The 12,531-nt window shown below is 40.3% G+C and carries 7 protein-coding genes; 4 read left to right on the top strand and 3 right to left on the bottom strand.

Annotation, left to right across the window (positions count from 1 at the left end; all coding sequences use genetic code 11):
- The first annotated feature begins 287 nt into the window (after positions 1–287).
- From FL972_RS17115 to FL972_RS17130, 4 genes are all read left to right on the top strand, one after another.
- Positions 288–2,171 (top strand): amidophosphoribosyltransferase, encoded by a 1,884-nt coding sequence (locus tag FL972_RS17115; protein WP_144607216.1) that lies wholly within the window; start codon positions 288–290, stop codon positions 2,169–2,171.
- Between the two features lie 93 nt (positions 2,172–2,264).
- Positions 2,265–3,317 carry a M42 family metallopeptidase gene (locus FL972_RS17120; protein WP_144607217.1) on the top strand — a complete coding sequence of 351 codons (1,053 nt, stop codon included), beginning with the start codon at positions 2,265–2,267 and terminating at the stop codon, positions 3,315–3,317.
- Between the two features lie 61 nt (positions 3,318–3,378).
- Positions 3,379–4,350 (top strand): App1 family protein, encoded by a 972-nt coding sequence (locus tag FL972_RS17125; protein ID WP_144607218.1) that lies wholly within the window; start codon positions 3,379–3,381, stop codon positions 4,348–4,350.
- Between the two features lie 2 nt (positions 4,351–4,352).
- The gene (locus FL972_RS17130) at positions 4,353–5,222 is read left to right on the top strand and encodes a diacylglycerol/lipid kinase family protein (RefSeq protein WP_144607219.1); all 870 of its coding nucleotides are present in this window, start codon (positions 4,353–4,355) and stop codon (positions 5,220–5,222) included.
- Between the two features lie 91 nt (positions 5,223–5,313).
- On the opposite strand, the gene FL972_RS17135 is transcribed toward FL972_RS17130, so the two are convergent.
- The 3 genes from FL972_RS17135 to FL972_RS17145 all read right to left on the bottom strand — a co-directional run bounded on the left by FL972_RS17135 (position 5,314) and on the right by FL972_RS17145 (position 12,462).
- Positions 5,314–7,950, bottom strand: coding sequence for a valine--tRNA ligase (locus FL972_RS17135; RefSeq protein WP_144607220.1), 2,637 nt, complete (start codon positions 7,948–7,950; stop codon positions 5,314–5,316).
- 141 nt (positions 7,951–8,091) lie between these two features.
- Positions 8,092–9,471, bottom strand: a complete 1,380-nt coding sequence (locus FL972_RS17140; RefSeq protein ID WP_144607221.1) for a RagB/SusD family nutrient uptake outer membrane protein — start codon at positions 9,469–9,471, stop codon at positions 8,092–8,094.
- A 12-nt stretch (positions 9,472–9,483) separates the two neighbouring features.
- Positions 9,484–12,462: a SusC/RagA family TonB-linked outer membrane protein gene (locus FL972_RS17145; protein WP_144607222.1), complete on the bottom strand. Its 2,979-nt coding sequence runs from the start codon at positions 12,460–12,462 to the stop codon at positions 9,484–9,486.
- Positions 12,463–12,531: the final 69 nt, after the last annotated feature.

Below are 12,531 nucleotides of genomic sequence, written 5' to 3' on the forward strand. Positions count from 1 at the left end.
CGGATCCGAAGGCTGAATCTATATCAGCTTGATTCAAGATGTGCGATTACTATGCCATGCACCAAAAAAATAGTCTTAAGGCTGTTTTTGGTTTAGATTCCACAATTTTTCTTGGGGAATTCAAGGACAAAATGACCTAAAAACCTCTTAAAACAAATTCAAAAAAGTAAGTATTTATTACAAGTCAAAAAGAAAAACCGGTTTTATTAAAACCGAACTTTTTTAATCCAAATTATCTTCTAAAAACCTGTAACTTTGAATTGTCAAAATAAACTCAAGCCCAGGTAATGAGCGACGCTATCAAACACGAGTGCGGCATAGCAATGATCAGGCTCCGCAAGTCTCCCCAATATTACATCGATAAATATGGGACTGCAGCCTACGCATCCAACAGGATGTATGTGCTGATGCAAAAACAGATCAACAGAGGACAAGACGGTGCCGGAGTAGCCAATGTTAAAATTGACACGCAGCCAGGTACTCGATACATTTCGAGATATAGGTCTGTGGAGCCCTCAGCTGTCAATTTTATTTTTGACAAAATCAACAAGAAATATAAAAAGGCCAAAAAGATAGGAGGTCATGATGCACTTAGTGATGGAGAATGGCTGAAAGAAAATATTGCCTTTACCGGGGAAGTTTGGTTAGGCCATCTTCGATACGGAACACATGGCGAGAATTCAATTGAAACTTGCCACCCATTTTTGAAGCAAAATAACTGGAGAAGCCGAAACTTGGTAATGGCCGGTAACTTCAACATGACAAATGTAGAGGAGCTTTTCGGGAAATTGGTTCAGCTAGGACAGCACCCGAAAGAGAAGACTGATACCGTTACTGTCATGGAGAAAATCGGTCACTTTTTGGATGAGGAAAATCAAAGAATTTTCGACAAATACAAGCATCAATACTCCAATGAGCAAATCACACATGTGATTGAAAATGAATTGGATGTTGCGAGAATTCTTCGACGTTCCTGCAGAGATTTCGATGGAGGATACGCAATGGCTGGCTTAATTGGGAACGGTTCATCCTTCGTTGTACGAGATCCTTCAGGAATTCGACCTGCTTATTATTATGCAGATGATGAAGTGATCGTAGTGGCTTCTGAAAAGCCTGCAATCAAATCAGCATTTGACATCGACTTCAATGCGATCAAAGAAATTCAACCGGGTCATGCCTTGGTTATCAATAAAGACGGGTCTTATGCAGAATCAGAGGTTATGCCTGCCAGAGAGAAAAAATCCTGCTCCTTTGAGCGGATTTATTTTTCAAGAGGCACTGATCCCGATATCTATCAGGAAAGAAAGAGCTTAGGGAAAGCTTTGATTCCTCAGATATTGAAGGCTATTGATTTTGACCTGAAAAACACTGTTTTCTCTTACATTCCCAATACTGCAGAAACTGCCTTCTTGGGGATGATTGAAGGCTTGGAAGATTATCTGGTTGCCAAAAGGAAAGAAGTATTTTTGGAAGGGAAGCCTCATATGGGTGACCTGGAAGAATTATTGAACTTCCGTCCGAGGGTTGAGAAACTGGTTTCCAAAGATGTTAAACTGAGAACCTTCATCACCAATGATGACGAAAGGGATGTGATGGTCTCCTCGGTATATGATACTACTTATGAAGTGATCAAGCCTGGGGTTGATACATTGGTGGTTATTGATGATAGTATAGTAAGAGGTACAACTTTGGAAAAAAGTATTCTGACCACCCTCGATAAATTAAGTCCAAAGCGTATTATCATTGTCTCCTCCGCTCCTCAGATCAGATTCCCGGATTGTTATGGAATTGATATGTCAAGAATGAAGGAATTTATCGCATTCAGAGCTGCCTTGGCATTGCTGAAAGAGAGAAAATTGGAGAATATCCTAGATGAGACATATGAGGCTTGCATCGCCAACCCTCTTGGACCAGAGAATTTTGTGAAGCGCATCTATGAATCATTCGACGATCAGGAAGTATCTGATAAAATCGCTGAGATCGTCACCACTCCAGAAATCAAGGCGGAGGTTAAGGTGATTTACCAAACAGTAGAAAATCTTCACAAGTGCACTCCAAACCATATTGGAGACTGGTACTTCACCGGAGATTATCCTACTACAGGAGGAACAAGAGTGGTGAACAGAGCTTTTGTTAATTTCATGGAAGGAAAGACTGTCAGAGCGTATTAAACCAAAGAAATATTTACCTAGGCGCAGAGCTAACACTTTGCGCCTTTTGTGTTTTATATAATGAGTATTTAAAAGACTATTTAATCAAGAGAAATGGACGTAAACGTTAAACTTTTAAAACAAATCTGCGAAATCGCCGGTGCACCCGGTTTTGAGAAGCGTGTGAGGGATTTAGTGATTGAGTTGGTGACACCTTTAGCTGATGAAGTCAAAGTCGATAACCTGGGCAATGTCATAGCGGTTAAAAAGGGTAAGAAAAATCCTGACGGTAAAAGAGTGATGGTGGCTGCGCACATGGATGAGATTGGTTTTATTGTTACGCATATAGATGATAATGGATTTTTGAGATTCCATACCCTTGGCGGTTTTGATCCAAAAACCTTGACTGCTCAGCGGGTAATTGTACATGGGAAAAAAGACCTGATTGGTGTGATGGGAAGTAAGCCGATTCATGTGATGAGTCAAGAGGAGCGAAATAAGCTTCCTAAAACCACAGATTTTTTCATTGATCTGGGAATGCCGAAAAAGGAGGTTGAAAAATACATCTCCATTGGGGATCCAGTGACAAGAGACAGAGAACTTATTGAGATGGGGGACTGCGTCAATTGTAAGTCTATAGACAATCGGGTGGCTGTGTTTATCCTTATCGAAGCACTGAAAAAGTTGAAAAATCCAGCTTATGATGTGTATGCCACTTTTACCGTACAAGAGGAGGTGGGTATCCGAGGTGCTAATGTTGCTGCTCATGGAATCAATCCTGATTTTGGAATAGCCTTAGATACTACCATTGCATTTGATGTGCCTGGAGCGCAGGCGCATGAAAAGGTTACCGAATTAGGAAAAGGAACTGCGATTAAAATTATGGACGCCATGACTATTTGTGATTACAGAATGGTGGAGTTTATGAAGCAGACTGCTGATAAAGAGAAGATTACCTGGCAGCCGGAAATTTTAACAGCCGGGGGTACGGATACTGCCGGAGTACAAAGAATGGGGAAACAAGGGGCAATTGCCGGAGCGATTTCCATTCCTACAAGACACTTACATCAAGTGATAGAAATGGCTCACAAGAAAGATATAGCTGATTCTATATCACTCTTGGTGGCCTGTTTGGAACAAATGGATAGTTACGATTGGAAACATTAAATTGAGGCCGGGAAAATTCTCCCGGCTTTTTCTTTTCCCCTCTTTCGACTAACTTATTGACATGGCTTTTTGGAATGTAATTACCCGGTGGATCGGGAAACTGGATAAAATTCAAGTTGAACCTTTTTTGGCAGTAAGTAATGGTCAGGAACTTTTTGTAAAAGGAAGAGTCATCTCTGCGTATAAGCAAAGTAGGCCAAGAGCTAAAAACAATCCTCTCAAGAATATTTTAGCAAGCATTAGAAGGTATTCTGTTAGCAGTCTTCCCGGAGTTTGGGTTGAAGTGAAGGTAGGGGAGAAAATGGAAAGGGTCCGTACCGATGATGAGGGTGTTTTCGAATGCTTTTTACCTTTTCATGAAGAGGGAACAGTCACTATGTCCGTGCAGCCAGAAGATCCTGAATGGAATTGTGATGATTCTGAAATGGAGATTCAAAAAATTGAGAAAAAGCTGGGACTAATTTCAGATATAGATGATACCATTTTGATATCTCATGCCACAGCTATTGGGAAGAAGTTTTGGTTGTCGGTTTCCAAAAATGCCTATACCCGAAGACCTTTTCCCGGGGTCTCTGAATTTTATCAAAAAATGGTCAGGGACAAAGGGTATGAAATGTTTTATGTATCCAGCAGTGACTGGTCCTTATTTGATTTGATACGGGATTTTCTTCAATTTAGGAATATTCCATTAGGCCCTATTTTACTGAAAGACAAGCATATCAATTTGAAAAACATCTGGAAATCCGGTGGTGGTAGTCATCAGCATAAGTTGGAGAAAATTCATTTCCTCTTAAGATTTTTTCCGGAGATGAAATTCATTTTGATTGGAGATTCGGGACAGCATGATCCGGAAATTTATGCAGAAATTTGTCATGAATATCCTCAAAGAGTCATGGCGGTTTTTATTCGTGAAATTCACCCTAAACATTCTGAGTCTCCAGAAAGGAAGGAAATGGAAGAGGAGCTTGACTTTCATTTTATACAATCTACTCAAGAGGCGATTTCATTGGCTGAGAAGCTTCAAATTATTTAAAAATGGACCAAAAGGCATTATTAATTTTTAATCCAAAATCCGGAAGTGATTCTATCAGTTTGGAAGAATTGACAGAAAGGATTGCAATGCATTTGAAACAAACTGAATTATCAATTTTTCAGACAACAGGTGAAAATGATGCCGACAAAATCCGGAAAGAGATCAATAAGCATAATCCAAATTTATTGTTAGTTGCAGGAGGTGATGGAACAGTCAAGTTGGTAGCAGAATCTCTTCAAGCTCAATTTCCCATCGCAATTTTACCATTAGGCTCAGCGAATGGCTTGGCCAAATGCTTGGGAATCGATTTATTGGAAGATGGCTTGGAGGCACTACGTCAATTAAAGATAAAAAATGTGGATGGCATCGATATCAATGGAGAGCTTTGCTTACACTTGGCAGATTTTGGATTTAATGCCAATCTGATTGAGAAGTTTGAAGAGCAGGGAACAAGGGGGATGATGGGCTATATCAAAAGCTCTTTTTCGCAGGTATTTGAAACTGAGCCTCATCGCTATTTGATTAAAACGACAGATAGAAATTGGGAGGTTTCTACGAGGATGCTTCTGATAGCCAATGGAGATAGATTTGGAACAGGCGCGATTGTCAATCCTGGAGGAAGTTTGGATGATGGGAAGTTTGAATTGATTACGCTGGATGTGGAGCGTTTAGAGCATCTTTTTGAAGTTGGCAAAAGCTTGGTTTCAGGTGAAACACCAATCGGGGAATCCATGAAAATATGGAAGTTGGATTCCTGTAAAATCGAAAATTTGGACCAAGTCAATTTTCAAATTGATGGAGAGCTAAAAGGTCAGCCAGAAGAGGTATCGGTGCATATTCAAACAGCTCGATTTCAATTTGTAGTGAAATAAACTTACTGTTCGGCTTTTGGAATAATAAAAAAATGCTCCCGGAATTTAATGTTTCCGAGAGCATTTACATTTACTATCTGATCAGGATCAATCAGCCTAATTTTTCTAGACTTTCCTCCAAAGCTTTGATTTTTGCCTCAGCATCGGCCTGTTTTTTCTTTTCATTTTCCACTACTTGGGCAGGAGCCCCGGCTACAAAGCGTTCATTGCTCAGCTTCTTCATCACCGAATTCAAAAATCCTTTGGTGTATTCCAATTCTTTTTGAATCGCGGCCTTTTCCTCTTCTATATCAATGCTGTCACCCATAGGAATAAAGCACTCATCTGCCTTCACCACAAAACTCATGGCATTTTCCACTTTGGATGCGAAGTTAAGCGAAGATAGATTGGCTAACTTTTCTAATACAGCCTGAAATCTGGTATAAAGTTCAGGTCTTTGAGTATTAATACTCAGGTCCAATGCTTCTTTCGGAGACATGCCTTTGGAGGCCCTTAAATTTCTGATTTGGGAAACTACCTCAAAAACTTGTGCTGCTTCTTCTGTGATTTTAGTATCAAAGGGTTTCACTTCGGGCCAATTGGCTAAAATCAAGGAGTCCTCGACCTTTCTTTCTTCTATTTGATGCCAAATTTCCTCTGAGATAAATGGCATAAATGGATGAAGGATTTTTAAGATATCTTCAAATAATTCTATGGTCTTATTGTAGGTAGCCTGATCGATTGGTTTTTGATATTCCGGTTTGATCATCTCCAAATACCATGAGCAGAAGTCTCCCCAAACCAATTTGTAGGTAGTCATCAAGGCATCGGATATTCTGAATTTCTCGAAATGGTCATTGATTTCGGCCAAGGCCTGATTGAATCGGTTCTCAAACCATTCAATGGAAGATGAATTCGCTGAACCATCCAATTTGGGATCGATTTCCCATCCTTTAACTAACCTGAAGGCGTTCCAGATTTTGTTGGCAAAGTTTCTTCCCTGCTCCACTAACTTGTCATCGTAAGGCAAATCATTGCCTGCTGGAGAAGAAAACAACATTCCTGTTCGAACCCCATCTGCACCATACTGAGCTATGAGCTCCAGAGGATCAGGAGAATTACCCATTGATTTGGACATTTTTCTACCCAATTTATCTCTAACTATACCTGTTAGGTATACATTTTTAAATGGTTTTTCCCCCAAATACTCATATCCTGCAATGATCATTCTAGCCACCCAGAAGAACAAAATCTCAGGAGCAGTAACCAAATCGTTGGTTGGATAATAATATTTCAGTTCTTCATTTGGCTTGCCCGTCGTAAAGACATCCGTATCAAATACTGAAATGGGCCATAGCCATGAACTGAACCAGGTATCCAATACATCTTCATCTTGCTTTAAATCTTCTAAAGTGTACTTGGAGTCATGTTCTTTCTGAGCAATTTCCAGTGCTTCCTCTTTGGTTTTAGCCACCACAAATTCCCCATTTGGAAGGTAAAAGGCTGGAATCTGATGTCCCCACCATAGTTGCCGGGAAATACACCAATCCCTTACATTCTCCATCCAAACACGATACATGTTTTTGAATTTGGGAGGATGAAGCTGGATCACGTCATCCATTACTGATTTCAGGGCAGGCTGAGTGATTTCCTCCATTTTCAAAAACCACTGCAAGGAAAGCTTCGGCTCAATGACAGCATCTGTTCTTTCGGAATGACCAACGTTGGATTTGTAATCTTCAACTTTTTTCAGTTGGTTGATTTCCTCCAGCATCTTCCCGATTTTCTTTCTGGCAATAAATCGATCTTCTCCTACAAGAATTTGGGCTTTTTCGTTGAGGGTACCATCATCATTGAGGATATCGATTACTTCCAATTTATGTTTGATTCCCAATTCATAGTCATTGATATCGTGAGCTGGGGTTACTTTCAGACATCCAGTACCAAATTCCATGTCCACATATTCATCTTCGATGATAGGAATAGCTCTATTGATTAGAGGGATGATGGCTTTTTTCCCTTTGAGATGGGTGAATCTCGGATCGTTAGGGTTGATGCAAATAGCCACATCCGCCATGATGGTTTCAGGCCGGGTAGTCGCTATGGTCAAAAATTCATCCGCGCTCCCTTCGATTTGATAATTGATGTAGTAAAGTTTAGAAGCAATCTCTTTGGTAATTACCTCATCATCAGAAAGCGCTGTCTTTCCCTTGGGGTCCCAATTTACCATTCGGACTCCTCTATATATTTTACCTTTTCTATAAAGGTCTACAAAAACAGAAATAACTGCGTCACTTAAACCTGGGTCCATAGTGAAGGCAGTTCTGTCCCAATCACAGGAAGCCCCTAGTTTTTTGAGTTGCTCCAGGATAATGCCTCCGTATTTTTCTTTCCATTCCCAGGCGTACTTCAAAAACTCCTCTCGGGTCAAAGACTTTTTATCAATTCCTTTTTCTTTGAGCATGTTAACCACTTTTGCTTCTGTTGCGATGGAAGCATGGTCAGTTCCAGGAACCCAGCAAGCATTTTTCCCCTGCATACGAGCACGTCTAATCAAGACATCCTGGATGGTATTATTCAACATATGGCCCATGTGTAGCACCCCAGTCACATTGGGTGGAGGGATCACAATCGTGTAAGGCTCTTTGTTGGGATCTATTTGGGAGGAGAAAAGTTTGTGCTCCATCCAGTAGGAATACCATTTGGATTCAGCTGATGCAGGATCGTATTTGCTGGCAATCGTAGACATGAACTCTGGTGATTTTTATGAAAGGGCAAAAATAGGGGATTTTGGGGATATGGTCAGGAGAAATTGGTTTAAATCAGCTACACTTTAAAAGAAAAAAGATCGGCATTTGTGTGCCGATCTTTAGTTGAAATTTTGAATAAATTAATTTCCCACATATTGATCCCAGCTCAATTCAGCTTGTGGGTGAGGGAATTGAGTGAAGATAGTGCCACCATCAAAGCTAGTTGGAATTTCACTTAGCTTTTCATAGCGTCTAGCATCAATCCATCTGTGTCCCCAAGGTTCAGCCCAAAGTGAATACCTTCTCTGATATAATATTTCATCAATCAAAGCAGCTTGAGTTGATGCCCCTGAATAGTTTCCAATTCCAGCGGCATTTCTGATGATATTAATAGCTTCAATAGCTTGAGCACTTTGATTCAAATTTGCATGTGCTTCGGCTTTAAGAAGAATCAGTTCCTCATTTTTGATAAATGGTATTGGAGATGTGTTTGAAGCCCATCTGGCATCTTGATGAGTTCCAACCAATGCTCCGGCATCGGTTGTTACAGTTACGGGGTTTGTTCTTTGTAAGAATTTATTGGCTACTCGTAAATCTCCAGGAGTTGCATCTCTCAACACAGAGGGATGGACAACGATGATGGTATTGATTGCTGCATTAGGTACGTAAAACAATGGATTAAATATATCAGGGGATGCGCCATATGGGTGGGAAGGGCCTGAGTTTAAATTTCCATTGAGATTCATAAATGAACCTTCTAAAGCAGTTAAAACCCCTTGCCAATCTTTTCTGTAGGCATTCAATCTTGCGGTAATGGCTCTATTGACTCTGCGTAAACCATCAATAGTATTAAAACCGTCAAAACCTCTTGTTAAGGTAAAAGGGAAGTTGCCAGAACCCGCCGCAATCAAGTCTTGCTCTCCTTGATCCAAGATAGCTTTAATAGCATCCAATGCTTCTGTGTATGAAACAAACGGCCCTGGATTAAGAGGGTCTTTCACATCAATCCGAATCCCGTTTTGATAAACAAAGTTTGCGGGAATCATAAATTGAAATCCTTGTATGGTTTTAGCAAAACCATTGACCGCACTTTTGGAGGTTGCAGGAATATTTGAAGTATTTTCTGCAGCTGTGATCAAAACGTCGGCTTGTTTGATAGCTTGATAAGGAACGGCCCACGAACCTCCACCTGTATTTCCAAACCCGAAATAAGACCTATCTGGAACTCTTCCGTTCTGTCCTAGCCAATCAGTTTGAAATCTAGGGTCGGAGGCATTTAAATACCAAATTTCTCTTCCAAAGGTGTTCCAAGCTTGAGAAATATTGGTCACATAGCCTCTATGTCTGGACTCAAGACCTGTAACCAAGAATTGAATTTGTTCTCTGGATGCATTATTCGACACTGAACCTACAGAAGGATTGTTTGGATCCTGAATCTCATCCAGTTGCAAAGGATTACATGCTCCTATTGCAAAGGCCAATGCAACCGTTTTACTTATTTTTATAATATTTTTTTTCATGATGATATCGATTTAGAAATCAATGGTTATGTGGAAAAATACTCTTCTAGGAGTTGGGTAGGGAGCTATATCAACATTGTTTGCAACTGCCTGTGCTCCAAAAGTTGAAGTTTCCGGATCATAACCCTCGTATTTAGTGAATAGGAAAGCGTTGTTTACAGATCCACCGACCTTTAGATTTTGTACTGTATTTCCAAACCACTGGTTTAAGGTAGTTCTTGGGATAGTATAGTAAAGGCCTATTTCTCTGACTTTCACGAAAGACGCATCCTGTACCCACCTTCCGGCATTATTGTAAGGTTCTGGTTCTCTTTGACGACCATTTGGAATACCGTCATTATTGTCATCCCCAAACCATCCATTTGTAGTTCCGCCACCATCAGTTAAAAACGACGTCAAGTTGATATTATCTCCACCTTGTCTCCAGTCCACCAAAAATGAAAACTCAAGGCCTTTATAAATAGTCATGGAATTAAAGAAAGACAAGTTGAAGTCTGGCTGGGAATTACCCCAAATGGTAAAGCCACCCGGTACGCTAGGGTCTGCTGGAGTACCTACAATAGTGGTTGGTGAGAAACCTTCAGCATAAAGGAATGTCCCCAAGCCGGAACCAAAGGCACCTGCTATATAGGTAGGGATACCTAAACGAGTCATTTCAATTTCATTCTTCCAGAATAAAACTCTGGAGAACCATCTGAAACTGGCATTTTCAACAACGTTACCTGATAGACCTAATTCAATTCCTTTGTTCTGTAGTTCTGCCTCATTACTCGGTGTTGTGGTCACTCCAGTTGATGGAGAAAGATTTAGATTTTGGATGTTGTTTTGAGTGTTTTTGATATAATATGTGGCTTCAAGACTCAATCGATTATTGAAGAAACCAGCATCTACTCCAAACTCTAATTCAGTTGCAGTTTCAGGTCGGATTTGTGTATTTCCAATTTGTGTAGATACAACAGATCCCAATAAACCACCAATATTTGTCCCGCCCAACGGAGTGAAAGTTGCTCCGAAAGCTACAGGGCCAGCTGTTTCTCCGTATGCAATTCTTGGTTTTAATGAATTGACAATGGAGCTGTTATAGAAGTCGAAGTTTGCTAAGTTTATTGCCAATGAAGCTCTTGGAAATGCGTAGAATTGGTTGGGATTTCCATTTAAAGTTGATTTATCCCACCGAATACCTACAGTTCCAATTAGTTTATCCTCAAAATTTGCTTCTTGCTGAAGGAAAATACCAGCTTCTTGGACTTCCTGAGTGAATTCCTGATTTATCTGTTGAATCGCTGCCTGCAATAAATTGGTTTGACCAGGGACTAGGCCTCTTCCTCGGTTAAATAAAGCATTATCGTTGAAGTCTAACCGTACTAATCCTGCTTGTGAGTTCATGTTAACCCGACCCAAGTTCCAGTTATAAACTAAAGCTGCCTGAAAATTTGTGTTGAAACTTTCCTGTTTTCCTTTTAATAAATCTCCCGGATTTGCCTGTGCTCTTTGAAATTGGAGGAACTCAGGAAGATAAATCATCGTGGTATTTTGTAAATAATCCAATCCACCAGCAATTTGGGCTTTCAAAAAACTATTTTCGGTTTTCAAAAGATCTATATCCAATGTGAAAGATTGAATAAATCTATTTACTAGAGAATTATTGACTGCATGGTCTGTAACTGCAACAGGGTTCTCAGAGAAATAAGGGTTAACAGGATAAGTTCCGTTTTCATTTCTTCTTAGGTCAAAATAATTCGGAACATAAGCTATGCTATACCCTATACTTGCACCTGTGTTATTTTGATTTCCAGTAAATCCTCTATCTGTATTCGACTGAATGTAATTGGACGAAACACCTAATCGGATTGAATTTGAAATTTTGTGGTCTATGTTTGCCCGGATTGAGTATCTATTGAATCCTGTATTTCTAACAGTCCCCTCTTCATCCACGATGTTGCCAGAAACAAAAAACTTAGTCTTCTCATTTCCACCAGTCACGTTTATTCTGGTGTTTAAAAGCGTGGCTCTATTATTATAAAAGAAGTCTTCATAATCGATAAATGTGCCTGTGGATTGCGCTGCCATGAATCTTTCCAATTCAAGAGGTCTTCTTGCCTCAGGGAAGAAAAAATTAATTTTTTCCTCGCTCCAATTATCAACCCCGAGAAGTCGAAGTGGTTCTGCAAAACCAATGTCTTGTGATAATGAAACTGTGGTTCTCCCTTCAGCACCTCTTTTGGTAGTGATAATGATTACTCCAGCATTAGCCCGGGTTCCATAAATAGCGGCAGCAGAAGGTCCTTTAAGTACCTCAATGGTTTCTATATCCGCTGGGTTAATATCTGCGAGCCTATTCGCCCCATCATCCTGATTGCTGCCTCCTGCACCGGAAACTGTAGCTCTACCAGTTCGCTGGCTTGCATTGCTGATATATACTCCATCTACAATAATTAGAGGTTGGGATGCTCCTGAAAGACTGGAAATTCCTCTCAGCTGAATGGAGAGGCCTCCTCCTGGAGCACCACCATTAGATCTAATGGTTGCACCTGCTACCTTACCGTACAAAGCCCCATCAGTGGTTTGTATGGTTGTAGTACCTGTCAAGTCTCGGGATGAAACCGTCGAAACTGCATTCGCCAGATTACTCCTTTTAACAGAAGATGCAAGTCCTGTCACGACTACTTCTTCCAAATTTGTCGCATCCTGTTTCAGTCTGATGGTAAGACTTGCCATGTTAGGGTTAACACTGATTTCTTGACTTAAGTAGCCAATCGAGGAGACTACCAACCTGGCATCCTGACTTGTCGGCACATTGAGAGAAAAATTCCCATCTAAATCAGTGATTGCTCCACTTGTAGTTCCCTTGATTAGCACATTTGCTCCAATTAAGGGTTCTTCCGTCCTGTCATCAATGACAGTCCCTGAAATCGTATACTGAGCATTTGCCCATCCCACTGGCCCCCATAGGAAAAGTAGGATCATTAAAAGTTTGTAAGATTTAAACATATGGTTGATTTTTAATTAATGAAATATCATTAATTTTTAAGTTAAATCAATCCCTGTATTCGTAAAAGT

Source organism: Algoriphagus algorifonticola (assembly GCF_007655305.1).
In the GTDB taxonomy this organism is placed as follows: domain Bacteria; phylum Bacteroidota; class Bacteroidia; order Cytophagales; family Cyclobacteriaceae; genus Algoriphagus; species Algoriphagus algorifonticola.